General features: G+C 58.7%; 28 protein-coding genes and 1 pseudogene. 21 read left to right on the forward strand and 8 right to left on the reverse strand.

Features of this window, described 5'->3' with window-relative positions:
- Positions 1–11: 11 nt before the first annotated feature.
- From CU103_RS14180 to CU103_RS14195, 4 genes are all read right to left on the reverse strand, one after another.
- A complete protein-coding gene (locus CU103_RS14180; protein ID WP_106664619.1) occupies positions 12–1,598 on the reverse strand; it encodes a type II and III secretion system protein family protein in 1,587 nt (528 codons plus the stop codon).
- A gap of 24 nt (positions 1,599–1,622) precedes the next feature.
- Complete coding sequence (gene cpaB, locus CU103_RS14185; RefSeq protein ID WP_106664566.1) at positions 1,623–2,423, reverse strand: Flp pilus assembly protein CpaB; 801 nt, start codon at positions 2,421–2,423, stop codon at positions 1,623–1,625.
- A gap of 172 nt (positions 2,424–2,595) precedes the next feature.
- On the reverse strand, positions 2,596–3,120 hold the full coding sequence (locus CU103_RS14190) for an A24 family peptidase (RefSeq protein ID WP_106664567.1): 525 nt from the start codon (positions 3,118–3,120) through the stop codon (positions 2,596–2,598).
- A gap of 15 nt (positions 3,121–3,135) precedes the next feature.
- Positions 3,136–3,336, reverse strand: a complete 201-nt coding sequence (locus CU103_RS14195; protein ID WP_106664568.1) for a Flp family type IVb pilin — start codon at positions 3,334–3,336, stop codon at positions 3,136–3,138.
- A 326-nt stretch (positions 3,337–3,662) separates the two neighbouring features.
- Between CU103_RS14195 and CU103_RS14200 the strand changes: the two genes are divergently transcribed.
- From CU103_RS14200 to CU103_RS14255, 12 genes and pseudogenes are all read left to right on the forward strand, one after another.
- Positions 3,663–4,052: a pilus assembly protein N-terminal domain-containing protein gene (locus CU103_RS14200; protein WP_106664621.1), complete on the forward strand. Its 390-nt coding sequence runs from the start codon at positions 3,663–3,665 to the stop codon at positions 4,050–4,052.
- A 127-nt stretch (positions 4,053–4,179) separates the two neighbouring features.
- Positions 4,180–4,779: a TadE/TadG family type IV pilus assembly protein gene (locus CU103_RS14205; RefSeq protein WP_245448787.1), complete on the forward strand. Its 600-nt coding sequence runs from the start codon at positions 4,180–4,182 to the stop codon at positions 4,777–4,779.
- A 51-nt stretch (positions 4,780–4,830) separates the two neighbouring features.
- On the forward strand, positions 4,831–5,451 hold the full coding sequence (locus CU103_RS14210) for a TadE/TadG family type IV pilus assembly protein (RefSeq protein ID WP_112760637.1): 621 nt from the start codon (positions 4,831–4,833) through the stop codon (positions 5,449–5,451).
- Between the two features lie 93 nt (positions 5,452–5,544).
- The gene (locus tag CU103_RS14215) at positions 5,545–6,789 is read left to right on the forward strand and encodes a phosphopentomutase (protein ID WP_106664570.1); all 1,245 of its coding nucleotides are present in this window, start codon (positions 5,545–5,547) and stop codon (positions 6,787–6,789) included.
- Positions 6,782–7,675, forward strand: coding sequence for a bifunctional DNA-formamidopyrimidine glycosylase/DNA-(apurinic or apyrimidinic site) lyase (gene mutM, locus CU103_RS14220; protein ID WP_106664571.1), 894 nt, complete (start codon positions 6,782–6,784; stop codon positions 7,673–7,675). The genes CU103_RS14215 and mutM overlap by 8 nt, the downstream gene beginning before the upstream one ends.
- Before the next feature lie 41 nt (positions 7,676–7,716).
- Positions 7,717–8,490: an enoyl-CoA hydratase gene (locus CU103_RS14225; protein ID WP_106664572.1), complete on the forward strand. Its 774-nt coding sequence runs from the start codon at positions 7,717–7,719 to the stop codon at positions 8,488–8,490.
- A 156-nt stretch (positions 8,491–8,646) separates the two neighbouring features.
- Positions 8,647–8,913 carry a 30S ribosomal protein S20 gene (gene rpsT / locus CU103_RS14230; RefSeq protein WP_106664573.1) on the forward strand — a complete coding sequence of 89 codons (267 nt, stop codon included), beginning with the start codon at positions 8,647–8,649 and terminating at the stop codon, positions 8,911–8,913.
- 942 nt (positions 8,914–9,855) lie between these two features.
- Positions 9,856–11,319, forward strand: a pseudogene (dnaA, locus tag CU103_RS14235) (chromosomal replication initiator protein DnaA); the annotation flags it as partial.
- A 173-nt stretch (positions 11,320–11,492) separates the two neighbouring features.
- Positions 11,493–12,611 carry a DNA polymerase III subunit beta gene (dnaN, locus tag CU103_RS14240; protein ID WP_106664574.1) on the forward strand — a complete coding sequence of 373 codons (1,119 nt, stop codon included), beginning with the start codon at positions 11,493–11,495 and terminating at the stop codon, positions 12,609–12,611.
- Positions 12,612–12,631: 20 nt separating this feature from the next.
- A complete protein-coding gene (gene recF / locus CU103_RS14245) occupies positions 12,632–13,795 on the forward strand; it encodes a DNA replication/repair protein RecF (RefSeq protein WP_106664575.1) in 1,164 nt (387 codons plus the stop codon).
- A gap of 160 nt (positions 13,796–13,955) precedes the next feature.
- Positions 13,956–14,372: a DoxX family protein gene (locus CU103_RS14250; RefSeq protein ID WP_106664576.1), complete on the forward strand. Its 417-nt coding sequence runs from the start codon at positions 13,956–13,958 to the stop codon at positions 14,370–14,372.
- Positions 14,373–14,464: 92 nt separating this feature from the next.
- The gene (locus CU103_RS14255) at positions 14,465–15,280 is read left to right on the forward strand and encodes a methyltransferase domain-containing protein (RefSeq protein ID WP_106664577.1); all 816 of its coding nucleotides are present in this window, start codon (positions 14,465–14,467) and stop codon (positions 15,278–15,280) included.
- 72 nt (positions 15,281–15,352) lie between these two features.
- Here the strand turns inward: CU103_RS14255 and CU103_RS14260 are convergent, their stop codons facing one another.
- Positions 15,353–16,117 carry an SDR family oxidoreductase gene (locus tag CU103_RS14260; RefSeq protein ID WP_106664578.1) on the reverse strand — a complete coding sequence of 255 codons (765 nt, stop codon included), beginning with the start codon at positions 16,115–16,117 and terminating at the stop codon, positions 15,353–15,355.
- A 204-nt stretch (positions 16,118–16,321) separates the two neighbouring features.
- Here CU103_RS14260 and CU103_RS14265 point away from each other — a divergent pair, with 204 nt between their 5' ends.
- Both CU103_RS14265 and CU103_RS14270 read left to right on the forward strand, forming a co-directional pair.
- Positions 16,322–17,026 (forward strand): glutathione S-transferase N-terminal domain-containing protein, encoded by a 705-nt coding sequence (locus tag CU103_RS14265; protein WP_106664579.1) that lies wholly within the window; start codon positions 16,322–16,324, stop codon positions 17,024–17,026.
- 88 nt (positions 17,027–17,114) lie between these two features.
- A complete protein-coding gene (locus CU103_RS14270) occupies positions 17,115–17,411 on the forward strand; it encodes a DUF6958 family protein (RefSeq protein WP_106664580.1) in 297 nt (98 codons plus the stop codon).
- A gap of 8 nt (positions 17,412–17,419) precedes the next feature.
- On the opposite strand, the gene CU103_RS14275 is transcribed toward CU103_RS14270, so the two are convergent.
- On the reverse strand, positions 17,420–17,689 hold the full coding sequence (locus tag CU103_RS14275) for an usg protein (protein WP_100000270.1): 270 nt from the start codon (positions 17,687–17,689) through the stop codon (positions 17,420–17,422).
- Between the two features lie 108 nt (positions 17,690–17,797).
- Between CU103_RS14275 and groL the strand changes: the two genes are divergently transcribed.
- The 4 genes from groL to CU103_RS14295 all read left to right on the forward strand — a co-directional run bounded on the left by groL (position 17,798) and on the right by CU103_RS14295 (position 20,923).
- Positions 17,798–19,426: a chaperonin GroEL gene (groL, locus tag CU103_RS14280; RefSeq protein ID WP_106664581.1), complete on the forward strand. Its 1,629-nt coding sequence runs from the start codon at positions 17,798–17,800 to the stop codon at positions 19,424–19,426.
- Between the two features lie 294 nt (positions 19,427–19,720).
- The gene (locus CU103_RS14285) at positions 19,721–20,167 is read left to right on the forward strand and encodes an SRPBCC family protein (RefSeq protein WP_106664582.1); all 447 of its coding nucleotides are present in this window, start codon (positions 19,721–19,723) and stop codon (positions 20,165–20,167) included.
- Positions 20,154–20,486: an ArsR/SmtB family transcription factor gene (locus tag CU103_RS14290; protein WP_106664583.1), complete on the forward strand. Its 333-nt coding sequence runs from the start codon at positions 20,154–20,156 to the stop codon at positions 20,484–20,486. Before CU103_RS14285 ends, CU103_RS14290 begins: the two co-directional genes overlap by 14 nt.
- A 143-nt stretch (positions 20,487–20,629) precedes the next feature.
- Positions 20,630–20,923, forward strand: coding sequence for a GYD domain-containing protein (locus CU103_RS14295; RefSeq protein WP_106664584.1), 294 nt, complete (start codon positions 20,630–20,632; stop codon positions 20,921–20,923).
- A gap of 183 nt (positions 20,924–21,106) precedes the next feature.
- Here the strand turns inward: CU103_RS14295 and CU103_RS14300 are convergent, their stop codons facing one another.
- Positions 21,107–21,799: a winged helix-turn-helix transcriptional regulator gene (locus tag CU103_RS14300; RefSeq protein ID WP_106664585.1), complete on the reverse strand. Its 693-nt coding sequence runs from the start codon at positions 21,797–21,799 to the stop codon at positions 21,107–21,109.
- Positions 21,800–21,961: 162 nt separating this feature from the next.
- Between CU103_RS14300 and CU103_RS14305 the strand changes: the two genes are divergently transcribed.
- Positions 21,962–23,125, forward strand: a complete 1,164-nt coding sequence (locus tag CU103_RS14305) for an acyl-CoA dehydrogenase family protein (protein WP_106664586.1) — start codon at positions 21,962–21,964, stop codon at positions 23,123–23,125.
- Positions 23,126–23,304: 179 nt separating this feature from the next.
- Positions 23,305–24,081 carry a DUF4087 domain-containing protein gene (locus tag CU103_RS32040; protein WP_245448789.1) on the forward strand — a complete coding sequence of 259 codons (777 nt, stop codon included), beginning with the start codon at positions 23,305–23,307 and terminating at the stop codon, positions 24,079–24,081.
- A 15-nt stretch (positions 24,082–24,096) separates the two neighbouring features.
- Here the strand turns inward: CU103_RS32040 and CU103_RS14315 are convergent, their stop codons facing one another.
- Complete coding sequence (locus tag CU103_RS14315; RefSeq protein WP_245448791.1) at positions 24,097–25,404, reverse strand: DUF2778 domain-containing protein; 1,308 nt, start codon at positions 25,402–25,404, stop codon at positions 24,097–24,099.
- Positions 25,405–25,812: 408 nt separating this feature from the next.
- On the opposite strand from CU103_RS14315, the gene CU103_RS31755 reads away from it, so the two are divergent.
- Positions 25,813–26,261: hypothetical protein (locus CU103_RS31755; RefSeq protein ID WP_210203760.1), on the forward strand; the 449-nt coding region annotated here is incomplete at its 3' end.

Consider the following 26,261-nt stretch of genomic DNA (forward strand, 5'->3'; position numbering starts at 1 on the left):
CCGGTCCTTGTTCATTTGTAGATGTAACCAACATTGCCTTCGTAGCGTCCGTCCGGCAGCCTGGCTTCCTTTGTGCCGTAGACACGATTGACCTTGCCCAGGAAAATACCGGCAGCATCGCTAGCTGGATTGAGATTGTCGTCTGGCCGGGCGAGCGCCGTTCGCGCCACCGGACGAACCAGGTAGGGCGTGATGATTATGACAAGTTCGCTCTCGTTGCGCACAAACTCCCGGCTGCGGAACAAGGTGCCGAGCACGGGGATCTTGGACATTCCCGGCAGGCCGGAAATGGCAGCCCGGTTCTCGTCGCGCATGAGGCCCGCGATCATCATCGAGCCGCCGGATGGCAATTCAACGGTCGTATCCGCGAGACGCTTGCGCAAGGAAATGAGGTTTGTTGCCGGGCCGAATGTCTTGTTGCGAAGGGGATCACCACCCGAGGACAGGGAAACGGAACCTTCCATGGTAGGCTCAGAAACGGACGTCCGCACCTTCAGGCTTATACGCCCCGGCGAGAGGACGACAGGAACAAATTCGAGGCCGATACCATACTCGACCTTGGTAATTTCGTAGCTGGAACGCTCTGCGCCGGTCACCGAGTTTTCCTCGATAGATTGGCCGGTAATGAGATTGTATTCGCCGCCAACCTTGAACGTTGCCTGCTCACCCGACACTGCCGTAAGGGAGGGCTCCGCCAGCGTTTTCATGACACCGGCTGACTCCATCGCATTCAGATACGAGTTGATGGACGTGCTTCCGATGGACACAGGGATGGATGCGCCGGAACTCGTCAACGCCTTGCCCACGAGCGATGCGATGTTTTCGGAACTGAAGAGGATGCCATCGGACTTGGTGGAAGCGATCATATTGACACCAAGCTGCTTCATAACGCTCCGGCTGACCTCGGCCACCGTTACTTTCAGCGTGACCTGATCGTCGCCGGCAATCTGGATCAGATTGACGATCTTGCTCCTCTGGCGCGCCTCGTCAGGATCGCTGATCGCAACGTCCGAACCACCGCCGCCATTGCTGCCGCCCTGGCCAGACGCCGTGAGCGCATACTGGCCAGTGGTCGCTTCACCGCCCGAAACGAGCAGATTGGCGAGATCACTCGCCCGTTTGGCATCAAGCGGGGTCTGTACCGTCCCGGTCAGGATGACGTTGTCGTTCATCAATTCGACTTTGATATCGGAATCCGGGATGTATTTCCTGAGACTGTCTTCGAGGCCGGCCACATCGCGTTCGATCACCAGATCGAAGCTGGCGAGTTGCTCGCCGTTGGGGCCGAAGACAAAGACATTGGTTTGCCCGACCTGCTTGCCGAAGAGATAGATACGGCGTGCGGTGCGGGTAACAGCATCGGCAACGGTCGGATTGGCGACGAGGATGTCGTAGGCATCCGATGGAAGGTCGACGACCAGCGATTTGCTCAGGCCCAGATTGATCCGCTTGCCGGTGCTCTGGCTCTGGTTCAGTTTTACGACACTGTCCTCGGCGACGGCCACATTTTGCACCGGAAGGAGGGCGAGACCGCAGCCGAGCACAAATGTGATCGCCTTCCACGATCTCGTCCCGCGGGATCCGCATTTGACCTGCATGATGTTTGACTCGTGCCCCATTTTTTATTGCCGCCCCAAAATTTCAATCACCGTCCCGGACTTGATCAATTTGACGTTGCCGCTGCGGCCCGGTGAATTGACGAGATATTCGGCACCGGGTCCGGTCTGTTCCTGTGCGTCCTGAACGGAGCGCAGGACCAGCGAGAGGCGGCTGGCCATCTGCTGGGCAACAGTGATGATTTCGGCCTGTTCCGGTGTCAGTTCGAGCGTGGCTGTTGAACCCACCTTGGTTTTTTCGCCATTCTCGTCTTCCTGGATTGTCTGGTCGATTGCCAGAACCCGGATGTTTTGCAAAATGGTTTCGGTCGCGAATCGCTTCTGCTCGCCTTCTTCCAAGATCCGGATCATGATGACATCGACATAGTCGTCGGGAAGTATAAAGCCGCCTGCGGACGTATCAGCCGCTATTTGCGTCGCCACCGCCCGCATCCCGGCCGGCAGCTGCGCCGACATGAAACTTTGGCCTTTGCCAATAAGTTTTGCTTCGCGGATCGGTTCACCAGGAAAAATCTGCAGGCGAACGGTGGATCCCTTGAGTTCCTCTTCAGCATTGGGGCGGTCGGAGCGCTTGATGTAGCCATCAGCCACCGCGTCAACCGGCCAGGCCTGCCAGCGCATCTGCCCCTGCACTTCTGCACCAACACCAAGGTTTTCCGTGGCGACCAGAACGTCCTGTAATTTGATCTGTGGTGCTGCCGCAGTCTGGACGACTGTCACAGCGGGTTTCATCTGCGTAGCGATATAACCCGCAGCGCCCGCGGCAACGACCGCAACGGTCAAAATGACAAGCCGTGCTTTTTGCATCAATGCACCCCAATAGACTTTCGTCTAAGATTACCCACGGTTGCACATTGACTTACTAATCGTGTAATTAAGGTTAATGCATTGCTTAAAAGTATGATTAACAAACGTTAACCATCAGACTTTCGACTTATCATTTTGATCAACATGACGCCTGCTTGGAAAGCTTGCCTGGTTATGCGTGCGCAAGCCGGTCAATAACCCATTGGCACATTGGCGAAGCCGGGAATGTCAGCAGTCCGGCGCTGCCCAGCGCTATCCCGTAGGGTATCCCCTGATCCTTGCGCGCGAGGCGGCGCATGAATTCAAGGCGATCGGCATAAGCGAGCGCAAGATGTGAATTCCGGTACCTTAAGATGGCCATAGTCAAAAAGCCGCCAAGCACCGACATCACCAGCAAATATTCCGCCAGGCCGAAGTTCCACCCTAGCCAGACGGCTGTTGCCGACATGAGCTTCGCGTCCCCTCCACCCATTGTTCCCATGGCAAACAACGCGAAAGTCGCTGCCAGGACGACTGCTCCCGCAACAAAATGCATCGCGTAGATATCCAGAGCCATTCCAGTCAGAGGTGCGAGAATCGCAAACGACACGATCAAAATGAGGGAAACGCGGTTCTGGATCGTCATGGACAAAAGGTCGGACACAGCTGCGAAGGCCATGGCAAACGGAAAAACGATGAGTATGGCCGCGTCAATCATGGCTAGGATCCGTCATTAACCGTTGGTGGCTTGTGTTACTTGTTCGGCGATGCGATCGAAAAATGTTCTGACCGAACCTCCGAGCATACCGGCCCCCAGGATGATACTGAGGCTGATAATGGAGGCAATCAGCGTGTACTCGATGGCAGTCGCCCCGCATTTGTTTCCGAGGAAGCGGGCGAAAGCATCGAGGGTCGCATTTACAGTGCGTTTCATATCAATTCCCTCGCTATCCCGCTAATATCTTCGTGAATGATGGAAAACTAGCGGTGGCGAATTGCGTTCACCTTAAGAAATACCGTTACGAAAAAGTAAATCAGCCCCATCTGACAATAAAGGTATTGAAAGAGTAAACGGAATTATTACAATTTTCCGAGCTTCCGTTCCTTCCCTGGCGGCTAAACATACTTAATGAATGGTTGGCAGGTTTAAGCTTTCCTTCACCAATCCAAGCCATGGTTTGAGAAGCGATTATTTCGAAGGGTTCTCCCATGGGTTGCAATAGAAACCACATCATCCGGACGGTTGGACTAACAGCTGCAATGACGCTGGCTGCCATCGTTTCGGTCATTCCGGCAGCCCAGGCGGATACCGGCATCCACGTGGTGATGAACCAGGCGAGGATCCTGAAGCTTGCGCGCCCCGCCGATACGGTCGTAGTCGGTGATCCCGATATTGCCGACGCCGTTGTCAAGGATTCGCGCACGGTTGTTCTCACCGGCAAGGGTTTCGGCATCACCAATATCGTCATCATGGATGCGGATGGCGCTGCTATCGTCGACGATCAGGTCATGGTCAGCCGCAGTGTCGCCAACACAACACGCGTCTATCGCCGCGCCTTTGTCCAGACGCTATCTTGCACGCCCTATTGTGAAACGGCACAGAAGAGCAAAGCGGAAAGAGAGTCCGACGCCCAGATCGGCGGCAACTGAACCGCCCGGTGGAATTACGGTTGAAGAATCGTAAATCCATTGGCTGCAATTTGCGTGTGTCCCCAAACGAGATTCTAATATCTGGCATGATATGACTTCTCCCGACCTAAATGGTGCGGAGAAAACCATGTTCCGGAATATAGCGAAGCATCCCGATGATCAGGAACCTGCCGAGACTGCCAATACGCCGGCAATGACTGCGCAGGTGCCGTTGATTGCGCGCTTTCGAGCGAACAGGCGCGGCACCGTGGCCATAGAGTTCGCTATGATCGCCCTTCCCTTCTTCCTGCTGATCTTCGCCATCATTGAAGTCGCATTGAGTTTTACTGCTCAAGAAGTGATGGCGAATGTAACCGACGACCTTGCCCGGCAGTTGCGCACGGGCGAGTTGCGTGCGGCGAATGTCACCGGCAACCAATTGAGAGACCGCATTTGCGCCCGGCTGTTCTTGCCTGAGGCCGGTTGTCCGAACCTGGTCGTGGACCTGCAGACTTATGCGACTTTCGCCGCAGTACCCGTCACAATTCCCCTTACCGCTGGAGGCGACGTCAATGCGGCCGGCTTCAAGAATGCCCCTGGCGGCGCCAGCACGATCAACCAGTTACGGGTGTTCGTTCGCTGGCCAATACTCACCAACCTGATGCGGGATCGCATTGACAGCATTCAGGGTACCGGACGAACCCTGCTCTTCTCAACTTCGACCTGGAAAAATGAACCCTTCATTTGACGGGACAGTCAAAACGCAACCTGCCCAGTATCCTTTCCGAAAGTGTCACGCATGAAAGTCTGTAAAGAACTTATGACGGCAGCGGTATACATGCCTGGAATCGCCCGGCGCTTTGCCCGGGACAGGCGCGGCGTAGCGGGATTGGAATTCGCCTTGATTGCACCGATACTGATCTTGCTCTGGCTTGGCAGTATCGAAGTCACCGGGGGCGCTGACGTCAACAAGAACCTCGGGCGCGCCACCAGTATGGTAGCGGACCTGGTGACGCAGCAGCAGACAATCACCCAGACTCAGATCTCGGGTATCATGGATATCGGCAGGGCTACACTGCTGCCTTACCAGCGCGACACACCGCAAATAACAATTACGGCAATCAACGTTTCCTCAGCGGGAGCCGCGACGGTGGCCTGGTCGAGGCGAAGGGTGAACGGAGCCGATACGACCCCGTTCCAGCCCGGGACCGCCGTGGCACTTGATGCCAACTTGCTCATTCCAGGTACCTCGGTCATTCGCGTCCAGATGAACATTGCCTATGTTCCGATCATCGCTTGGACGATAGCGGGGCACGTCGATACCGCGGCCGGAGATAATGTGGTCGGGCTCAGCATGGCCAAAACCTCCTTTGGACGAGTCCGCCAGGGTGGCGCCGTGGCCTGCTCCAATTGCTCATAGGTACCCGGCCAGTCAAACACGAATCGCACCATCGATTTGTCATGGCGCGTTGTTTGACCTATCTGTGTGGTCTGGTTTTACACGGAGTGAGGCATGTCCCGCGCTTTCCTATTTGTCCTTGATTCTTTCGGCATCGGCGGTGCGCCGGATGCGAAGGCATTCGGCGATGAAGGCTCAAATACCTTTGGTCATATTGTCGAGGCTTGCGCCGCCGGACGCGGCGACAGGGCCGGGCTTCGCTCCGGGAAACTCCTTGTGCCGAATATGGGTTCCCTTGGCCTTTACCACTCGGCAAATCTGGCCGCCGACACGCCGCTTCCGCCACAAGCGCCCGATCCGGTCGGCCTGTGGGGGGCGGCGGAAGAGGTTTCGAACGGCAAGGACACACCGTCCGGCCATTGGGAGATTGCCGGCGTGCCGGTTACGTTCAACTGGGGTTATTTCCCGCAAACCATTCCGGCTTTCCCGGACAGCCTTGTTGCAAATGCCGTGGCCAAAGCAAAACTTCCCGGCATCCTCGCAAACAAGCATGCTTCGGGAACAGATGTCATCGATGAATATGGCGAGGAGCACATCCGGACCGGCAAGCCCATATTCTATACATCGACCGACAGCGTTATCCAGATCGCTGCCCATGAGACCCATTTTGGCCTCGACCGGCTATACGCGCTATGCAGCATCATGCGCGAACTTGTCGATCCCTTGAATATCGGCCGTGTGATCGCGAGGCCCTTTACCGGTGAAACCCGGCAAACTTTCACCCGCACCGGCAATCGCCGCGACTATTCGGTGCCGCCGCCGGAGCCGACCCTGCTCGACCGTTTGACCGCGGCGGGACGCATGGTCATCGCCATCGGCAAGATTGGCGATATTTACGCGCATCAGGGCATCGGCCAGGTGCGCAAGGCCAATGGCAATATGGCGCTCTTCGAAGAAACGCTTGTCGCCATGGATGATGCCCAGGACGGCGATCTTGCCTTCACCAATTTCGTCGACTTCGACATGCTTTATGGCCATCGCCGCGATGTGCCGGGCTACGCCGCCGCTCTCGAGGCCTTTGACAGGCGTTTGCCCGAAGCGCTGGCCAAGTTGCGGGCGGGCGACCTTCTCATCCTCACGGCGGATCACGGCTGCGATCCCACTTACAAGGGCACGGACCATACGCGCGAACGGGTACCGGTTCTTTGTTTTGGTCCGGATCTGCCACGGGGATCGTTTGGCGTGCGCCCGTCCTTCGCTGATATCGGTGAAACAGTCGCAGCGCATCTCGGCATAGCAGCGGGCCCGCATGGCAAAAGCTTCCTGAAGGGCACAGGGGATCGTACGCCTGATGCCTGAACTACCTGAGGTTGAAACGGTAAGGCGCGGCCTGCAGCCATTCATGGAAGGTTCGACCATTCTCACCGTCGAACAACGGCGTCCTGACCTGCGCTTTCCTTTCCCGAAGCATTTTATCGAGCGGCTGACCGGCCGCCGGATCGAGGCGCTGGAGCGCCGCGCCAAGTATCTGATCATTCATCTTGACGACGGGCTTGGGCTCATCAGCCATCTCGGCATGTCCGGCTCGTACCGAATCGAGCAGGATCAGGAGTCCGATACGCCGGGCGTCTTCGAGCATGAGCGATCCCAAAACACCACGCACGACCATGTGGTGATGCACCTTGGCGGGCGAGACCAGCCGAAGCGCCGCATCATCTACAATGACCCGCGCCGCTTCGGTTTCATGCTGTTCGCCGAGCCGGGCAAGCTCAACCTGCATCCGTTGATCAAGGATCTTGGCACGGAACCGACCGGCAACCGGCTGGATGGGGCGCTGCTTGCCAGGTTGTTTCACAACAAGGCAGCCCCACTGAAGGCAGCCTTGCTCGATCAGAAGCTTATTGCCGGACTTGGCAATATTTACGTCTGCGAAGCGATGTGGCGCGCTGGGCTGTCACCGCTGCGGCCGGCCGGCAGCATCGCCGGTGAAAACGGCGTGGCGGCAGAGATGTCAGAGCGCCTTGCCACCTCAATCCGGTCCGTCATCGCCGATGCGATCAAGGCGGGCGGTTCAAGCCTGAAAGATTACCGTCAGGCCGATGGCGAGCTCGGTTACTTCCAGCATTCATTTTCCGTCTACGATCGCGAAGGTTCCCCTTGCCCGCGTGCCGGCTGCGGTGGCACGGTATCGCGTATCGTTCAAAGCGGGCGCTCGACCTTTTACTGCCCGGTTTGCCAGCAGTAGAGCGGAGCTCCGCCCTAATCTACACTCAGGAGGACCATCTGATGACCTATGAAAACATCATCGTCGAGACACGCGAGAAGGTGGGCTTCATCCAGCTCAACCGTCCTCAAGCGCTCAACGCGTTGAATTCCGCCCTGCTGGCCGAACTCGCTACCGCGCTCGAGAGTTTCGACAAGGACAACAACATCGGAGCGATCATCATCACCGGTTCGGAAAAAGCCTTTGCGGCGGGCGCTGACATCAAGGAGATGCAGACGCTGGATTTTGCCGATGCCTATCTCGGCGATTATTTCAGCGAATGGGAGCGTGTGACCCGCCTGCGCAAACCCCTGATCGCCGCTGTGTCCGGCTATGCGCTTGGCGGCGGCTGCGAACTCGCCATGATGTGCGATTTCATCATAGCGGCAGAGACCGCCAAGTTCGGCCAGCCGGAAATAACCCTGGGCGTAATGCCGGGCATGGGCGGATCACAGCGGCTCACCCGCTTTGTCGGCAAGTCCAAGGCCATGGACCTGTGCCTGACCGGCCGTATGATGGACGCCGCCGAAGCGGAGCGCTGCGGACTCGTCTCGCGAGTCGTTCCCGCCAGCGAGCTGATCGAAGAGGCCCTGAAGGCCGCCAGCAAGATTGCCTCGTTCTCGCTGCCCGTCGTGATGATGACGAAGGAGACCGTCAATCGCGCCTATGAGACGACACTCTCGGAGGGTTTGAGGTTCGAACGGCGGGTGTTTCATTCGATGTTCGCCCTTGAGGACCAGAAGGAAGGGATGGCCGCCTTTGCCGAAAAACGCGCGCCGAATTTCAAAAACCGGTGAAGCTAAAATATCCCCTGGTCTCAAGCAGATTCCAAGTTGACGCAAAAGCAAACCTCATCTATAAGCCCGTCAACGTTCGGTGGCCCCTCGGCCACCCTATTATTTTGTGACGGCCGCGTTCAAGCTGCCGACTAGCTGACAGAAAAGAGAGGCATCATGGCCAACACTCCTTCGGCCAAGAAAGCGGCGCGCAAGATCGAAGCCCGCACCGAAGTAAACAAGTCCCGCCGCTCGCGCGTGCGCACCTTCCTTCGCAAGTTCGAAGATGCGGTGGCAAGCGGCGACCAGGCAGCAGCTTCCCTCGCCTTCAAGGCGGTCGAGCCGGAAGTAATGCGCGCCGCGTCGAAGGGCGTCTTTCACAAGAATACTGCCTCGCGCAAGGTATCGCGTCTGTCGGCCCGTCTGAAGGGCATGTCCGCTTAACAGACCCCCCATATTTATATTTGAAAACCCGGCTTGTCTTTAGCCGGGTTTTTTGTTTTGGCGGTTTTTTGGGAATAAATTCGTTTCCGGCGGAAAAGATTGTGGCATATCAAAACCATGACATCTGGCGGTCACAAATCGTTTAGGACAAAAAGCGTCAATCATCATTTTGCCTTTATTTTCAATGGCTTATGGCAGGTAGTCATTATAGCTTAAGCCCAGCCCTTGGAATCCCCCGCCTCAGCCTGTGTCAAGCGAAAATTTAATATTTTTTTTTGCCAACGGGAGTCTGCGGTGCAACAAAATCTATGTCTCAAAAAAGGCTTTGAATCCGAACGGTTTTTCCTCGTTGGACCAGAGACGGTTAAAAAAAATGGAAAAACGTTAACCTTTAATTCATCAAAAAACCCTTGGTCCGCACTTGCTCTTCCTGCAAAGGTTTCTGTAAGGTCCAGACATCGAAGGGGTGGGCAAAACCCATTTAACAGACTTAGTAATTAGTGGGTTCGGGCGCAGATTTAATCGTTTGCGTAGCGAGTGGTTTTTGTCAGTACTCAGGTCCTACGGATTTGGGTTGTTTCACAAATCGAGCGAGTTGGCAGCGCTGGCGTAAGCCGGGCGTAAGGCTTACTGCGCCTAAGTTGAGAGGGATGCGAACGTGGCAGTTAAAGACATTTTGGACATTGCAAAATCAGTCCAACACCGCGTGATCGCCAAAACCTCAATCTGTTAGTTTCGGAACTTTTCAGGCTGGCCACTGGGGCGGCTAGTCAAAAAATCGATGCCAGGCGATGAAACGCCGGCAAGTATAAAAACACGGGCGTGACATCAAATATCGACCCGATCGACATAGACCAGGATGAGGCAATGACAATGACCAGCGGAATAATGGAAAACGGCTCGAACGCCATGGTCCCGCTCCATATGGACGAGGGGAAAGACATGGATTCGGCCGGCAGTCAGGGCGAGTTGATTTTCGAACGCGTCAAGTTGAAGCTCAAAGCCAAGCTTGGAAGTGAGGTCTATTCGAGCTGGTTTGGCCGCCTGAAGCTGGACGAGACCTCCAAGAGCGTTGTCCGCCTGTCTGTTCCGACCGCATTTCTGCGCTCCTGGATCAACAATCACTACTCGGATATGATCGCTGCATTGTGGCGGGAAGAAGATGAGCAGATTCTGAAGGTCGAAATCGTTTTCCGCAGCGCCAGCCGCTGTATCCGGCCGACTCTGGATGCGGAAGTTCCCCTGCGCGCCGATTCTCGTCCCCTCACCCGCGAAAAGCCGGTCTTTCCCGTTGGTAGTACTGCCCAGGAAAAGAAGACCCCCGCACATTTTGCGGATCGCGCGCAGAATTCGGTTTTCGGATCGCCGCTTGACCCGCGTTATACGTTCGACACTTTCGTCGATGGGACTCCCAACCGCGTTGCGCTTGCCGCCGCCCGCACCATCGCCGATGCCGGTGCGAGCGCTGTCCGTTTCAATCCGCTGTTCATCCACGCCTCCGTTGGCCTCGGCAAGACCCATCTGCTTCAGGCCATCGCGGCCGAAGCATTGAAGCGTCCTGAACGTGCCCGCGTGGTCTATCTCACCGCGGAATATTTCATGTGGCGCTTTGCTACCGCCATTCGCGACAACAATGCGCTGTCGTTCAAGGAACAGCTGCGCGACATCGATCTCCTCATTATCGACGACATGCAGTTTCTGCAGGGGAAGTCGATCCAGCATGAATTCTGTCATCTTATCAACACGCTGCTCGACAGTGCCAAGCAGGTCGTCGTCGCTGCGGACCGTCCGCCGTCAGAACTGGAATCGCTCGACCCGCGTGTTCGCTCCCGTCTCCAGGGTGGCGTTGCCCTTGAAATGATCGCCCCGGACTATGCGATGCGCCTTGAAATCCTCAAGCGCCGCCTTGTCGCCGCTCAAGCCGAGGATCATTCGCTCGACATCACGCCTGAAATCCTCGATCACGTCGCACAGTCCGTTACCGGCAGCGGCCGTGAGCTTGAGGGCGCGTTCAACCAGCTTCTGTTCCGCCAGACATTCGAGCCCAACCTTTCAGTCGATCGCGTCGATGAACTCTTGAGCCACCTGATGCGCGGCGGTGAAGCCAAGCGCATCCGCATCGAAGAGATCCAGCGCATCGTCGCGAGGCACTACAACGTTTCGAAGCAGGATCTTCTGTCTAACCGCCGCACGCGCACCATCGTCAAGCCACGCCAGATCGCCATGTATCTCGCCAAGATGCTGACACCGCGCTCGCTGCCGGAAATCGGCCGCCGTTTCGGCGGACGCGATCACACGACGGTTCTCCACGCCGTGCGCAAGATCGAGGATATCGTCGGCAAGGACCAGAAACTGTCGCAGGAGCTGGAGCTGCTGAAGCGTCTTATCAACGATCAGGCCCAATAGTTTATCAACAGAAAGCCTGCGGTATGGCACGCTGATACCCGCCGCAGGCTTGCTTTTTGTCATGAATTTCTGCCAATTTGCTTGACCTTGGGGGAAATATGTCCCCTCGCCAGTAAAGCGCCGCAAGCCCGTGGCGCTTTGGCTGGAATTGATGTCAGCGAGACCGGTTTATCATGCGTGTAACTCTTGAACGTTCCAATCTTCTGAAGTCGCTCAACCATGTCCATCGCGTGGTCGAACGGCGCAACACCATTCCGATCCTTTCGAATGTTCTCCTCAATGCGGATGGCGCAAGCCTCGCTCTGAAAGCGACGGACCTTGATCTCGAAGTGACAGAAGCGACGGCCGCGCAGATCGAGCAATCAGGTGCGACGACTGTTCCGGCCCATCTGCTCTACGATATCGTGCGCAAGCTGCCGGACGGCGCCGAGGTCATGCTCGCGACCAATCCGGACGGCAATTCGATGGCCGTGACGTCTGGCCGGTCGAGTTTCCGCCTGCAGTGCCTGCCGCAATCGGATTTTCCCGAGCTCACGGCGGGTTCTTTCAGCCACACGTTCCGCATACCATCAAGTGCTCTGAAAAGCCTGATCGAGCGGACGCAGTTTGCCATCTCTACCGAAGAGACCCGCTATTATCTCAACGGTATTTATTTCCATGCCATTGAAAGCGACGGCGTCCTGAAGTTGCGTGCAGTCGCCACCGACGGCCATCGCCTCGCCCGCGCCGAACTCGAAGCGCCGTCCGGCGCCGAGGGCATGCCGGGCATCATCATCCCGCGCAAGACCGTCGCGGAACTGCAGAAGCTTGTCGATGATCCTGATGTCGCCGTTACGGTCGAATTGTCGGAAACCAAGATTCGCTTCACCATCGGCTCCGTTGTCCTTACCTCCAAGCTCATAGATGGTACCTTCCCGGACTACCAGCGCGTTATCCCATCCGGCAACGACAAGAAACTGACGATCGATCGCCAGAGCTTTGCGGCCGCTGTTGACCGCGTCTCGACGATTTCGAGCGAGCGTGGCCGTGCGGTCAAGCTGACGATCGCCGATGGGCAGCTGACACTGACGGTCAACAATCCGGATTCCGGCAGCGCCACGGACGAACTTGCGGCGGACTATGATTCCGATCCGATCGAGATCGGTTTCAATGCCAAGTATCTGCTCGATATAACGGGACAGTTGACCGGCTCCGAGGCGATTTTCATGCTGGCCGATGCGGGATCGCCGACACTGGTGCGGGATACGGGCGATGAAAATGCGCTCTATGTGCTCATGCCGATGCGGGTGTAGTAGCGCCAAGCATTGTTGCCATGACCGATGATCCTCTCACGGACGCGGGCAAACCGGCCCGCGTTGCGATCAGCCGGTTGAAGCTTGCCAATTTCCGCAATTATGAAAGCCTGTCCCTGCGGCTGGCGCCCTCGCACGTCGTACTGACCGGCGAGAATGGTGCCGGCAAGACGAACCTGCTCGAAGCTGTCTCGTTTCTGTCGCCCGGGCGCGGACTTCGCCGTGCGGCCTATGCCGACGTGACCCGCAGCAATGCGCCTGACGGATTTGCCATTCATGCCAGCATAGAGGCCCCCGAGGGATCGGTCGATGTCGGCACCGGTCTTGCCGGCAATGCACCGGGTGATACAGCCCGCCGGGTTCGTATCAATGGCGTCACTGCGGCGACTGCCGATGAGCTTCTCGAATATTCCCGCATTCTCTGGCTGGTGCCGGCGATGGACGGGCTGTTCACCGGCCCTGCCGCTGATCGCAGGCGTTTCCTCGACCGCATGGTTCTCGCCATTGACCCGGCCCACGGCAAGCGTGTTCTCGACTATGAAAAGGCGATGCGAAGCCGTAATCGCCTGCTTACGGAAGAACGCAGCAACGATGCATGGCTCGATGCAATCGAGACGCCATTGGCCGAGCTTGGCATCGCTATCGCTGCCGCGCGCGCGGAATTGATGCGCCTCATCAATGGCATGATCGAGCGATTGCCGGACGACAGCCCCTTCCCTAAGGCCGATTGCCTACTTGAAGGGGAGTTGGAGCAGCGTGTCGGCATTGAAGCTGCGACCGATGTTGAGGAAACCTTTCGCCGCGCGCTGCATGACGGGCGGAGCCGCGACCGTGCCGCGGGGCGTACGCTCGATGGACCGCATCGTTCCGATCTTCTCGTGCGCCACCGGCCGAAGGCGATGCCGGCGGAACTTTGCTCCACCGGCGAACAAAAGGCGCTGCTGATCGGCCTCATCCTCTCCCATGCGCGGCTCACCGGCGAACTCGCCGGCATGGCACCGATCCTCCTGCTCGACGAGATCGCCGCGCATCTCGATGAGGGCCGCCGCGCAGCGCTTTTCGATATTGTCGAGGAACTCGGCGGCCAGGCCTTCATGACCGGCACGGACAAGGCGCTATTCAAGAGCCTGGAAGGCCGCGCCCAGTTTTTCGACGTTTCCCGTGGCGAGGTGCGGGCAGTTTAATTGGATGTTACGGCCATCGGCGAGCCTTGCGGCCCGATTTGCAGTTTTTTACGTTCATGGCAAAAAAATAGTTGGACAGTATTGTCGGTATCGTCATCGGCCAATCGTCCTTCTGACAGTCTTCAGACAATCCCGTTGCATCATTTGGAAGGACATAGTCATGGAATTCACCGCACAGAGCATACAAGTCCCGTCAAGCAGGGCAGTTTGGGTTGGCCGCATTCTCAGCGGCCTTGTCATCCTGTTTCTGATCTTCGACGGTGCCATTAAGCTGGTTCCGCTGGACGTGGTCACGGAAACGACGGCGCAACTCGGCTACCCGGGCAGTGCCGGTTTTGCCCGCTTCCTCGGCATTCTCACGCTGGTTTGCACGCTGCTCTATGCCAATCCGCGCACAGCGGTCCTCGGCGCGATTCTTTTGACCGGCTATCTTGGTGGGGCAATCGCCACGCATGTGCGTATCGGAAACCCGCTCTTCAGCCACACCCTGTTCGGTGTCTATCTTGGCTTGATGATCTGGGGCGGGCTGTACCTGCGGGATCCGCGCATCCGCGCACTGATCCCCTTCATTCGGTAACTTGCATCCGGGATGTGTTGACCATGCGAGGGAGCGGGCGCAATCTCTTAAGCAACCCAATCTCATATGTGTTCACGCTGAGGGAACCAGCCATGACACAACCCGATGTCTACCTGCTTGGACGGGCCGAAGCCGAAGAAATGCGGCTGAAGCGTCAGATCGCCAACCTTGCCCCGGATTCGGACGCACAATTCGAGAAAATCGGCATCAGACAGGGCGAGCGCGTAGTCGATATCGGTTGCGGTCCCGGAGGTGTCCTGCACCTCCTGGGAAAGCGGGTGGGACCTGCCGGATCCGTTCTGGGTATTGAGCGCAGCGTGCATTTTGTCGAGCTGGCGCGCCGCTTCGTCGCCGACCATGGCCTGACGCAGGTCGAGGTTCGTGAGGGCGACGCCTACGATACGGGCCTGCCCCGCGCATCGTTCGACGGCGCACACATGCGCCTCGTCCTCGTCAATGTGCCGAAGCCCGAACTTATCGTGCGCGAAATGGTGGCGCTGGTGCGCCCGGGAGGCTGGATCGCGAGTTTCGAGGCGGATTTTCTCGCCCATATCTGCGATCCGCCTTTGCCCGAATGGACCCGTCTCCTTGATGCTTACACCGCCTATTCGGCGGCGCAGGGGATCGACCTATATGTCGGGCGGCGTACCCACCGCCTGTTTCGCGAGGCGGGTGTGGCGGACATTCGGACAGATGCCGTCGTCCATGTCTATCCGCCCGGCCATGATCGCCGGACGATCCTGCGCGACTTCATCAACAATGTCGCCGACAAGCTGGTCGAAGGCGGCTTCATCGAGCGCCGCCAGCTGGAAACCGATATTGCAATGCTCGAACTTTATCTTTCCAGACCCGACGCGCTGGTGACGTCGCATATGTTTTTCCAGCTGTGCGGGCGTATCCCGGGCTAGGATGCCGCGCCTTTGCGACGACCTGCCAACAACAGTCAAAGGGAGCCGATTGGCCCCCTCTTTTTAGCAGGATCAAGTCCGGGTGATCGACGCACCGCCATCCACCAGGGATGCCGTGCCAGTAACGAATGCGGCGTCGTCCGACGCGAGATAGAGCACCGAGCGTGCCAGCTCTTCCGGCGTGGCCACACGCTTCAGCGCGTGCAGGCTGGTGATAAAGGCCTGCGATTCAGCAGTATCGTTCATCGCGCGATACATGTCGGTATCGACTGCGCCAGGGAGGATCGCATTCACACGGACATTCTGCGCACCATATTCGGCGGCAAGCGCCTGCGTCAGGCCGATTAGCCCGGCCTTGCTCGCCGCATAGGCCGCTACTCCCGGAAAGGCGAAGCTATAGCCGACAAATGTGGAGGTGAAGATCACAGAGCCGCCGCCATGCTTGACCATCTCGGCGATCTGGTGTTTCGCGCCAAGGAACGAGCCAGTGAGGTTGATCGCAATGGCATCGTTCCAGCCAGCTTCCGAAACGCCCGTACTCGGCCCGGCCTCGCCCAGTACACCGGCATTGTTGAAGGCAATATCGAGCCTGCCGTAACGCCCGGCTGCCAGGGCAACAAGCGCCTTGGCGTAGTCTTCGGAACGCACGTCACCGGCCAGCGCCACCGCTTCTCCGCCGTCAGCTTCGATTTCTGCTACCAGCGCGTCAAGTTCCTGCTTGCGCCTTGCACCTATGACCAGCCTGGCGCCTTCTTGCGCGAAGAGCTTGGCTGTAGCGCGGCCAATGCCGGCGCTCGCGCCGGTCACCAATGCAACTTTTCCAGATAAGCGATTCATGATCTTTCTCCGATTGAGCGGGAGTGGCTCTCCCTTGCTGGCTATTAGTATGGTGGTGCTTCAGTGTCCGGATAAGCCTGCGGAATTCGAACCTTGTATTCGGAATTAGCGGACAATCATGAACCGGGCCGACATGGAAGCTCAGCAATCCTCGTGCTAACGTCAGGCGCAGAATCGTCCCCTCAGCCAGACTACGGAGCTCCTATGCCAGATCTGTCCGCTTTTCCCATCGCCAGCCGGTGGCCGGCGAAGTATCCCGATCGCCTGCAGCTTTACTCCTTTCCAACGCCGAACGGCGTCAAGGTCTCGATTGCGCTTGAAGAGCTCGAACTGCCCTATGAACCGCATGCCGTCGATATCGGCAGGAACGAGAGCTGGACGCCGGAATTTCTCTCGCTCAATCCAAACGGCAAGATCCCGGCGATCATCGACCCGGATGGGCCTGACGGCAAGCCTTTGGGCCTGTTCGAATCCGGCGCGATCCTGCTTTATTTGGCCGAGAAGACCGGCAAGCTTATCTCGGCTGGCGCAGCTGCGCACTACGAGACCATCCAGTGGGTGTTCTTCCAGATGGCCGCTATCGGTCCGATATTCGGGCAGGTCGGCTTCTTCCACAAATTCGCCGGCCGCGAGATCGAGGACAAACGTCCCCTCCAGCGCTACGCTGACGAATCGAAGCGTCTGCTCGGCGTCCTTGAAACCCGCCTTGATGGCCGGCAATGGGTCATGGGCGATGAATACACCATCGCCGACATTTCGATGCTGGGCTGGGTGCGCAATCTGGTCGGTTTCTACGGTGCGGGTGAGCTGGTCGCCTTCGACAGTCTGAAGCGCGTGCCGAAATGGCTGGAGCGTGGCCTTGCCCGCCCGGCGGTGCAGCGCGGCCTCGAAATTCCGAAGCGGCCATAAACGATGATCACCGGCAGTCGTCTCGGCTGTCGGTTGTCCTGTTGCTCATTCGTCCTTGGAAAAACCACAAGGATATGGAGCACGCAAAATGGCGCCGCAGAACAAGATCAAAGTCGAAAACATCAACCATCCCGGCACAGCCAGGCAGGTCGACCGGGCCATGTACGATGCGATGAGACAAGCCTATCTCAAGGTTCTTCCAGGCGAATTGCCGGGCTTGACGCTTGCCCAAATCAGTGAGCGCCTTGCCGGTGAACTGCCGCAAGAGCTGTTTCCCGGCGGCGCAAAGGCCGGCTGGTGGGCAAAGACCGTTCAGCTCGATCTCGAAGCGAAGGGACTGGTCAGGCGTGAAAAAGTTAACCCGATAAGGCTCTATCGCGTGTAAATCTTCGTTCAATGTATGGAAATAATGCCGTCAACGGCCCGCCATTCACGCGGCTCGATCAGGCGCTGATGCACGATGCGAACCGAATGCAATGGCCCCTCGATATCCTTGCACCAGAAATCAAGAAAGCCTTTCAATTCCGGAAAAGTCGGAGCAAGATCATACTCCTGCCATATGTATAGCTGGAGAAAGCTCGGGTGGTCGGGAAGGCGATAATGAATTTCCGCTGTCGTCAGCCCGTAACCCTTCAACTGAAGTTCGAATGCTCTCGTGGTCATGAATATTACCCTTGTGGATCAACTCATGCATCACACTGAATCTTGTCCGATTCTATTGTGTTTTCAAGGGGAGATTACGATTTTTCCTGAAAAAGAGGAGTAAAGATAATGGCTGCAAAAGAAGTCAAATTCAGCGCTGATGCCCGCGATCTGATGTTGCAAGGCGTCGATATCCTTGCTGACGCCGTCAAGGTAACGCTCGGCCCGAAAGGCCGCAACGTCGTCATCGACAAATCCTACGGCGCGCCTCGTATCACCAAAGACGGCGTGACGGTTGCCAAGGAGATCGAACTTGGAGACAAGTTCGAAAACATGGGCGCACAGATGCTGCGCGAGGTTGCGTCAAGGACCAGCGATACGGCCGGCGATGGCACGACGACGGCGACGGTTCTTGCCCAGTCTATCGTCCGCGAAGGCGGCAAGGCCGTTGCTGCCGGCATGAACCCGATGGATCTGAAGCGCGGGATCGATATTGCCGTCGACGCTGTCGTCGAGGAACTCAAGCGCAATGCCCGCAAGATTTCGAACAATTCCGAAATCGCCCAGGTCGCCACGATTTCCGCCAATGGCGATACCGAGATCGGACAATATCTGGCGGATGCCATGGGTAAGGTCGGGCATGAGGGCGTCATTACCGTCGAAGAGGCCAAGACGGCCGATACCGAACTGGAAATCGTCGAGGGCATGCAGTTCGACCGCGGCTATCTCTCACCCTACTTCGTTACCAATCAGGAGAAAATGCGGGTCGAATTCGAAGACCCCTATATCCTCATTCATGAAAAGAAGCTCTCGAACCTGCAGGCGATGCTGCCCATTCTCGAGGCCGTCATCCAGTCCGGAAAACCCCTGCTGATCATTGCCGAAGACGTCGAAGGCGAAGCGCTGGCGACGCTTGTCGTCAACAAGCTGCGCGGGGGCCTGAAAGTGGCCGCGGTCAAGGCTCCGGGATTCGGTGACCGCCGCAAGGCCATGCTGGAAGATATCGCCATCCTTACCGGCGGCACGGCAATCAGCGAGGATCTGGGCATCAAGCTTGAAGGCGTGACGCTCAACATGCTCGGCAGTACCAAGAAGGTAGTCATCGAGAAAGAGACCACCATGCTTGTCGATGGTGGCGGCGCAAAAACCGAAATCGACGGCCGCATCGCACAGATCAAGGCGCAGATCGAGGACACGACCTCCGACTATGACCGCGAAAAACTGCAGGAGCGGCTGGCAAAACTTGCTGGTGGCGTTGCCGTCATCCGGGTTGGCGGTTCAACCGAGGTGGAGGTCAGGGAGAGGAAAGACCGCGTCGACGACGCACTGCATGCAACGCGCGCCGCGGTCGAGGAGGGTATTCTGCCGGGTGGCGGCGTGGCGTTGCTGCGGGCAGCCGTGGCGCTCAAGGGTCTGCAAGGGCGAAATGCCGATCAGAACGTCGGAATCGACATCATAAGACGCGCGATCGAAGCGCCGGTTCGCCAGATTGCCGAGAATGCCGGAGCCGAGGGATCGATCATCGTTGGCAAGCTGCGCGAAAACGACAATTTTTCCTTTGGCTGGAATGCCCAGACCAATGAATACGGCAACCTCTACGACATGGGCGTCATCGATCCGGCGAAAGTGGTCCGAAGCGCGCTTCAGGGCGCGGCATCCATCGCCGGGCTCCTCGTGACAACCGAGGCGATGATCGCCGAACGGCAGAAGAAGGATCCCAACCCCGGCCCGCCCGCAAGTGCTGCGATGGACTATTGATATCCGGGGCCGGCCCGGCGGAACCGGGCCGGCTTGAGACCGCGGCCATTATTTTTCCTGACTGATTGCAATGCGTTTGGCGCTTGCTCGAGGTTTTGCGGTTTGCGGCAAATTGCGCTGAGAGTTCAACTCGGACGCGCCCCGGTAGCGATGGCGCAGGCATCCGCCTTTGGCGCGCCGGCAAGGCTGAAACTTCATCATTTTTGAATTTGGACTCGGCAACCAAAATGCAACTTTTTGGTTGCTCTTTCGCCTTGAGCATGGCATTGTAAATGCAACCAGGAGGTTGCGCTTATGACTGATCGCATTGAGAAAAGCATCGAGTTGAACGCCCCTGTCGAGCGGGTCTGGCAGGCGCTCACCGACTACAAGGAATTTGGGGAATGGTTCCGGGTCAAACTGGACGGTCCCTTCGTCGCGGGCGAGGTTTCGACCGGCCGCATTACCTATCCCGGCTATGAGCACATCAAATGGGAGGCGACGATCAAAGAGATCGAAGCGCCGCGCCTGTTCTCGCTGACGTGGCATCCCTATGCCATCGATCCCGATGTCGACTACTCGGATGAAAAACCGACGCTTGTCGAATTCCGGCTTGAACCCACGTCGGCCGGCACCCGCCTGACTGTCACCGAGTCCGGCTTCGATGCCGTGCCGAAACACCGCATGCCGGAAGCCTTGCGCATGAACGAAGGCGGCTGGGAGGAACAGGTGAAGAATATCAAGACACATGTTGAGCGATAGCGTCCAGGAATACGACCCCGCGCCGCTCTTTGCGGCATTGGGTGACCGCACCCGCCTGTCGCTTCTGGCAAAGCTCAGCGACGGGCACACTCGTTCGATCGCGGGACTATCGGCAGACACCAGGCTTACCCGCCAGGCAATCACCAAGCATTTGCGTGTTCTCGAAAATGCCGGGCTCGTCATGAGCACCAAAGTCGGGCGGACAAGCCAATTCGCCTTCCGGCCCGAGCCGATCGAGGAGGTGCGAGCCTATCTCGCAGGTGTCTCGCAGCAATGGGACGATGCCCTGTTGCGGCTGCGCTCGTTTGTGGAACGCTGAACGGAACTCTATCGCCTACTACCATTGAGCTAGCCCCGCGCGCATTGTTCGCCTGCGGCAAGGGGCGTATAGTTTCCCCCAACGGGGAGCGAGGGGACATTTCGCGGCCACCGGCGCGGGCCGTGCCGCGCGGGAGGTGTGATATGACCACTTATGTGATGCTCATCAACTGGACCGACCAAGGCGTAAAGAGTGTTCGCGAGTCACCGGCAAGGCTCGACGCGGCGAGAAAGCTTCTCGCCGAGATGGGTGGCTCCTTCAAGGAATTCTACCTGACCATGGGCGAGTACGACATGGTCGTGATCGGAGAAGCGTCCGACGACGCAGTCATGGCGCGGTTCGCGCTGTCCCTCGCCACGAAAGGCAATGTGCGCACCCGCACGTTGAAGGCCTTCCCGGAGGCCGCCTATCGCGAAATCATCAACTCGCTCGGCTAACCTGTCGCGCCAGACGAAGATAGCATCGTTCAGCCCTCGCGTGCTCGACCATGGCCAGGCGCGAAATCGACGCCTATGGCGATCGCGCCGCGCGCCATTGCCCGGGCAGCGCTATATCCGGGGCCGCAGGCGACATCATCCTTGAATGACGCGTCTTTCTCGGGATCTGTCAGGCCGCCGCTCCTACGACACCTTGCGCTGTTCGGCGGCAAATGTGCTCAAGCCCAGCCATTGCTGCATGGCGCTGGCGATCTTCGGGTCGCCGTCGAATTCGAGATTGCCGGCCTCGACCTCGCGGCGCACGGCAGTCAGTCCCATCCAGATGGCGGTCATGCTCTTCAGCGAGCTCGTCACCAGAAGATCGACATCGAAACCAGGATCGAAACCGCAAAGGTCCACCGAGGTTCCGTCAACGACCAGCCAGTAGTTCTGCTTCGCTTCCGGCAGTTCCGGATACAGAAACTGTATCGTGCAGCGGCGTTGCGGCAGCGGCTTCGGGTTGAGGTTGCGGCGCATGTCCCACATCAGCAGGGCAGGGTCGAGATTTCGGAGCGTCAGCTGAGATTCCACCCAGCGCTGCCCCCACGATCCAATCCCGAGGACGATCGGGCGCAAATCCTCACCCGCCGGCGAAAGATGATACTCGGTGACGCCGTTGGCATTGGGCGCGGCAATGACAACACCCGCCCGCTCCAGTTCCTTCAGCCGTTTCGACAGGAGCGCAGGCGACATGCGCGGTACGCCGCGACGCAGATCGTTGAAGCGCGTCGTGCCAAGCAGGAGCTCGCGAACCACCAGCGTCGTCCACCGCGAGCACAATATCTCGGAAGCCATCGCAACCGGGCAGAATTGGCCGTATCCTCCACGCTGTTCCATAGGTCCCCGCCAACAGATGCAAACGGGAAGGATACCCCAAAAGCCGCGCCGTGAACATCACTGGGGCGGAGTCTCGTCCCTAGTACAGATCGTGTACTGGACAGGGAGCGCATACGGGAGGATTCTGTTCACCGGTCAGCAATGGCCCAATAGGAGGAGAACATGAACACTCTGGCTCATTCATCGCCAATCGAGACACCAGCGCCACCCGGCAATGCGGTCGAGATTGTCCAGACTTTGACACCAACCCTCGCCGCGCGTGCGGCCGAGTTCGACGCCAGCGATACCTTCGTTGCGGAAAACTACGCGCTCTTGCGGGAGGCGGGTCTCGTCGAGATCGGGGTGCCGCGCGAACTTGGCGGCGGCGGCGCCGAAGTTGCCGAGCTTGCCGAAATGCTTCGCGTCATGGCGCATGCCTGCTCGTCGACGGCGCTTGCCTTTTCCATGCATACCCATCAGGTCGCGATCCCCGCATGGCGCTGGCGTCACCAGAAGGTGGCGGCGGTCGAGCCGCTGTTGAAGCGCATCGCCGGCGAGAAGCTGATCCTGCTTTCGAGCGGTGGTTCCGACTGGATCGGCGGCTCCGGCGTTGCCGAAAAGGTCGAAGGCGGCTACCGCGTTTCGGCGCGTAAAGTCTTCACCTCGGGTGCAAATGCCGGCGATATCCTGATGACCGGCGCGATCTGCCAGGCGGAAGACGGTTCGCAGAGCGTCATCCATTTCGGCGCGCCGATGAAAGCCGACGCCGTCAAGATCATCGATACCTGGAAGGCGCTCGGCATGCGCGGTACGGGTTCGAACGACGTCGTCCTGGAAGATCTGTTCGTCCCGGATGCGGGCGTCGCTTTCTCGCGCAAGGCCGGCGAATGGCATCCGGTGTTCCAGGTCATCGCCACCACAGCCTTTCCGCTGATTTATGCGGTCTATCTCGGCGTTGCCGAAAGCGCCCGCGACATCGCCATCCATCTTGCCAAGAAGAAGCAGCCGAACGAAAACGCGCTCAACCTCGCCGGCCGCATGGACACATCCTTGCGCGCGGCAAGGCTGGCGCATGAATGGATGGTGAAGGTCACCGAGCGCAATGCACCCTCCGCGGAGAGCGTCAACGATATCATGATCGGCCGCTCGCTCGTCGCCGAACATGCGATCAAGACCGTCGAACTCGCGCTGGAACTGGCCGGCGGCGCCGGCTTCTACCGCAGCAACGGCCTTGAACAGCGCTTCCGGGACATACAGGGCGCACGCTTTCATCCGCTGCAGCAGGGCCCGCAGGCCCGTTATGCCGGGGCGATGGCGCTGGGCCAGCCCGTGAACTGCATCTTCTGAACCGCGGGCGGAGGCGGGGTACCTGCCCGCCTCCGCGTTTTCATAACCGGCACAAGGTTGCAGTCTTCTTGCCTCTCGCAATTCAGGGTTGAGGGATTGACGAGCCTCGCCTGATGTGGCCAAAACGTGGTCGTTCCATGTCAGGAAATTGACCGCCCCACAGCCGGAGAGGAAGCCCCATGTTCACCAGAACAGTCCCCCTTCTTGCCGCCGCCATGCTGATCGTCCTTTCTGCCGGATCGTTATTTGCCCAGGGCCAGTCCTTGAACGATGCGCTGGACGGTGCATTCGGCAGCCACGACAACTATCGGGCCGTCATCACCCGTTTTCAGGCTGCGGTGAAGGCGCATGACACGGCCGCCGTCGCAGCCGCCGTGCGCTATCCGATCGGCGTCGAGATCAAGGCATCGACGATCAAATCGGCCAGCCAGTTCATTCAGAACTACGATGCGATCATGACCAGGGAGATTACCGATGCCGTGGTCAACCAGAAGCTGGATGACCTTTTCGTCAACTGGAAAGGCATCATGTTCGGCAATGGCCAGATCTGGATCAACGGCGTCTGCAACGACAGCACTTGCAAGAATGTCGATATAAAGGTTGCAACCATCCAGTCTACCGCCAGCATAGCCCCGCCCGCGCCATCCGGCGAAATGCGCTGCGGCTGGATCGAGAACCCGACCCCCGGAGATCTTTTTCTCATCGACAAGCACGCAACCTGGACGATCACCTCGCAAGGCCAGGCGGAGGGCCCCGATGCGGCCGGGGTCGACAACATCCCTGATGGCGATCCGAAGCAGTTCGTCGACACCAGCCGCGGCGCCGGCCATGGCTACAGCTGCGGTTGTCTTTCGGTCGAGACAAGCGCCAGGGACAAGCGCATCACCAAGGTGATTTCCGGCAAGGCGCTACCGCTGGCGAAGTGCAAGGCCGACAAGGCCCTGCCCAAGCCCTGAGGTTTTGCAGCCCGCTTACCTGGAGGCGAAAAGCGACGATGACGGCATGCGCGCGACAACGACGAGCTGCATGATCTCGCCCCGCTTGAAGGCGGCGAGGAAGCGGCGGTAATCCTTGATCGACACGCAGCCGTTGGAATCGCCGCGCGGCCCGAGCATATAGGTATGCGCCAGAAGCCCGTCGCGGCCGAAGATCTTGCCGGGTTCGACCGGGTTGAGCCTGATCGCCTCGACACCGTGGAACAGCTTCTCGCGCATGGTCAGCCGGTAGGTATGCGGCGGCGTCGCGCCGCGCATCTTCTTGTGCACGAAGCGCGGATTGTCGAGCATGGGGCCGAGGCCCGAATGCGCTTCCAGTTTCTCGCCATTGGGCAGGTAGACGGTTTTCGCCTCGATACTGTAGATCGCCGTGCGGTTGCGGGCGCTGAGCCGGGGCGCCGGCGGTTCGTAGGTGGGCGCGATATCGCGAATATCATTGTCCGGCGGCGCATAGGCGAGCACCTGAGGTGCGCGCTTCAGGGAGGGACGGCTTGGCCGCATTCCCGGCAGCGGGATTTCGGTCGAAGCCTCATCGTCCAATGACGGATCGGCCTCGGCCAAAACGAGGCTGAACGGCCCCTGCGGCAGCGTGCCCACCGGAGGCGGTGCATCTTCCAGCGCGGCGACGGCGGCCGCGACGGACGGTACTGCCACGACGGATTCCGCGTCGAATGTGCTGTAGGTCTGGACCGACGCGACCTGCATCGTGTCGAGCCCGGCCATGCGTTCGCTGAAATCCTCTTGCGCCAATAGTTCAATGCCCGATGCGCGCGCGCCAAACGCTTCGACAGCCAGAGGTGCCTGCGCCACGGGCCGGGACTTGGGCGAAGAGATGAAGCTGACATCACCCGAAGGCCCGATCGCCGCGCCTTCTTCCATGCCGGCGGCCTGCCAGGGTGTCGGCGTCAGTTGCGGCACGCGCGGATATTTCGGCTTTTCCTGGACAACCGCACGCGCCGGTGCGAGTGCGATCAAGCTCCCCGAAGAAGCTGTTGGCATCGGGCCATGGGAAACGGCAATGCTGCCGGCGGTACGGGAAAGCAGCGCGCCATGCAGGGTCATGACCGTAGCGAAAACGCCGAAAAGCGTCGCGGCGCCAAGACCGGCAAGGAGCGTGGCAGGCACGGCCCTGCGGCCCGGACGGCGGCCAAACTTATCCGATGGCTCGACGCCCGTCTTGACTGCAAACGCCATGAAACCCGCACCCACCTGCACAACCCACACGCCAGCCAGCGCAAAGCCACTACCGCCGTGGCAAAACTGAGGCCACGCCGAACCAAACATCGCCGGATCGTCACTTGCTGACTGAATCGAGAATGAAGAATGATAGTTACCAACCGGTTTATGCAGCGGCGAATGTTTGAATCAAACCTGCCTCAGCCATTCGGCCTGCAATACAGTGGTGCGTGGTTCGACAGGCTCACCATGAGGGAAAGGGTAGCTCCTGAAGCCACCATCTCTCCGTCATCCGTGGTCCCTGGTTCCAACGGCGTCCCGAGGAACCTGCCTTGCTGATCACCCCAAAGGGAAGCGCCCCGAAGGCGGCTACCTCTCCGTCATCCTCGGGATGGGTCAAACCCGACGGTAACCAAACGACTCTTGCTCATCACCACGAAAGGATAGCTCCCTGATGGCCACTACCTCTCGGTCATCCGTGGTCCCTGGTTCCAACGGCGTCCCGAGGAACCTGCCTTGCTGATCACCACAAAGGGTGTGCTCTCTGATGGCTACTACCTCTCCGTCATCCTCGGGTGGGTCAAACCCGACGGTAGCCAAACGACTCTTGCTCATCACCACGAAAGGATAGCCCCTGATCGCCACTACCTTTCCGTCATCCTCGGGCTTGACCCGAGGACCCACGGCAAGGAAGCGCAGGCATCTCCCCTAACCCGACCTGATCCAGCTGGCTCGCGATGGGTGCTCGTCATTGAACAAGAATCTCGCTGGAATGCCTCGGCTGCACCGAAACAACTGCGCTTCCTTGCCGTGGGTCCTCGGGTCATCCTCGGGTTTAACCCGAGGACCACGGATGACGGAGATGTGGGCAGGCTTCAGGGAGCACACCCGCCTCCCGTGGTGGATGCGCAGGGTCCACGGAGCATACTCATCTCCCTTGGTAGGTACGCAGGCTCCACGGAGCA

Source organism: Phyllobacterium sophorae, assembly GCF_003010965.1.
Taxonomy (GTDB): domain Bacteria; phylum Pseudomonadota; class Alphaproteobacteria; order Rhizobiales; family Rhizobiaceae; genus Phyllobacterium; species Phyllobacterium sophorae.

What these genes read in the sequence shown, in the direction of transcription:
- CU103_RS14180 (WP_106664619.1), bottom strand. Translation starts at nt 1,598, where the DNA reads ATGCAGGTCAAATGCGGATCCCGCGGGACGAGATCGTGGAAGGCGATC.
- cpaB (WP_106664566.1), bottom strand. Translation starts at nt 2,423, where the DNA reads ATGCAAAAAGCACGGCTTGTCATTTTGACCGTTGCGGTCGTTGCCGCG.
- CU103_RS14190 (WP_106664567.1), bottom strand. Translation starts at nt 3,120, where the DNA reads ATGATTGACGCGGCCATACTCATCGTTTTTCCGTTTGCCATGGCCTTC.
- CU103_RS14195 (WP_106664568.1), bottom strand. Translation starts at nt 3,336, where the DNA reads ATGAAACGCACTGTAAATGCGACCCTCGATGCTTTCGCCCGCTTCCTC.
- CU103_RS14200 (WP_106664621.1), top strand. Translation starts at nt 3,663, where the DNA reads ATGACGCTGGCTGCCATCGTTTCGGTCATTCCGGCAGCCCAGGCGGAT.
- CU103_RS14205 (WP_245448787.1), top strand. Translation starts at nt 4,180, where the DNA reads ATGTTCCGGAATATAGCGAAGCATCCCGATGATCAGGAACCTGCCGAG.
- CU103_RS14210 (WP_112760637.1), top strand. Translation starts at nt 4,831, where the DNA reads ATGAAAGTCTGTAAAGAACTTATGACGGCAGCGGTATACATGCCTGGA.
- CU103_RS14215 (WP_106664570.1), top strand. Translation starts at nt 5,545, where the DNA reads ATGTCCCGCGCTTTCCTATTTGTCCTTGATTCTTTCGGCATCGGCGGT.
- mutM (WP_106664571.1), top strand. Translation starts at nt 6,782, where the DNA reads ATGCCTGAACTACCTGAGGTTGAAACGGTAAGGCGCGGCCTGCAGCCA.
- CU103_RS14225 (WP_106664572.1), top strand. Translation starts at nt 7,717, where the DNA reads ATGACCTATGAAAACATCATCGTCGAGACACGCGAGAAGGTGGGCTTC.
- rpsT (WP_106664573.1), top strand. Translation starts at nt 8,647, where the DNA reads ATGGCCAACACTCCTTCGGCCAAGAAAGCGGCGCGCAAGATCGAAGCC.
- dnaN (WP_106664574.1), top strand. Translation starts at nt 11,493, where the DNA reads ATGCGTGTAACTCTTGAACGTTCCAATCTTCTGAAGTCGCTCAACCAT.
- recF (WP_106664575.1), top strand. Translation starts at nt 12,632, where the DNA reads ATGACCGATGATCCTCTCACGGACGCGGGCAAACCGGCCCGCGTTGCG.
- CU103_RS14250 (WP_106664576.1), top strand. Translation starts at nt 13,956, where the DNA reads ATGGAATTCACCGCACAGAGCATACAAGTCCCGTCAAGCAGGGCAGTT.
- CU103_RS14255 (WP_106664577.1), top strand. Translation starts at nt 14,465, where the DNA reads ATGACACAACCCGATGTCTACCTGCTTGGACGGGCCGAAGCCGAAGAA.
- CU103_RS14260 (WP_106664578.1), bottom strand. Translation starts at nt 16,117, where the DNA reads ATGAATCGCTTATCTGGAAAAGTTGCATTGGTGACCGGCGCGAGCGCC.
- CU103_RS14265 (WP_106664579.1), top strand. Translation starts at nt 16,322, where the DNA reads ATGCCAGATCTGTCCGCTTTTCCCATCGCCAGCCGGTGGCCGGCGAAG.
- CU103_RS14270 (WP_106664580.1), top strand. Translation starts at nt 17,115, where the DNA reads ATGGCGCCGCAGAACAAGATCAAAGTCGAAAACATCAACCATCCCGGC.
- CU103_RS14275 (WP_100000270.1), bottom strand. Translation starts at nt 17,689, where the DNA reads ATGACCACGAGAGCATTCGAACTTCAGTTGAAGGGTTACGGGCTGACG.
- groL (WP_106664581.1), top strand. Translation starts at nt 17,798, where the DNA reads ATGGCTGCAAAAGAAGTCAAATTCAGCGCTGATGCCCGCGATCTGATG.
- CU103_RS14285 (WP_106664582.1), top strand. Translation starts at nt 19,721, where the DNA reads ATGACTGATCGCATTGAGAAAAGCATCGAGTTGAACGCCCCTGTCGAG.
- CU103_RS14290 (WP_106664583.1), top strand. Translation starts at nt 20,154, where the DNA reads ATGTTGAGCGATAGCGTCCAGGAATACGACCCCGCGCCGCTCTTTGCG.
- CU103_RS14295 (WP_106664584.1), top strand. Translation starts at nt 20,630, where the DNA reads ATGACCACTTATGTGATGCTCATCAACTGGACCGACCAAGGCGTAAAG.
- CU103_RS14300 (WP_106664585.1), bottom strand. Translation starts at nt 21,799, where the DNA reads ATGGAACAGCGTGGAGGATACGGCCAATTCTGCCCGGTTGCGATGGCT.
- CU103_RS14305 (WP_106664586.1), top strand. Translation starts at nt 21,962, where the DNA reads ATGAACACTCTGGCTCATTCATCGCCAATCGAGACACCAGCGCCACCC.
- CU103_RS32040 (WP_245448789.1), top strand. Translation starts at nt 23,305, where the DNA reads ATGTTCACCAGAACAGTCCCCCTTCTTGCCGCCGCCATGCTGATCGTC.
- CU103_RS14315 (WP_245448791.1), bottom strand. Translation starts at nt 25,404, where the DNA reads ATGTTTGGTTCGGCGTGGCCTCAGTTTTGCCACGGCGGTAGTGGCTTT.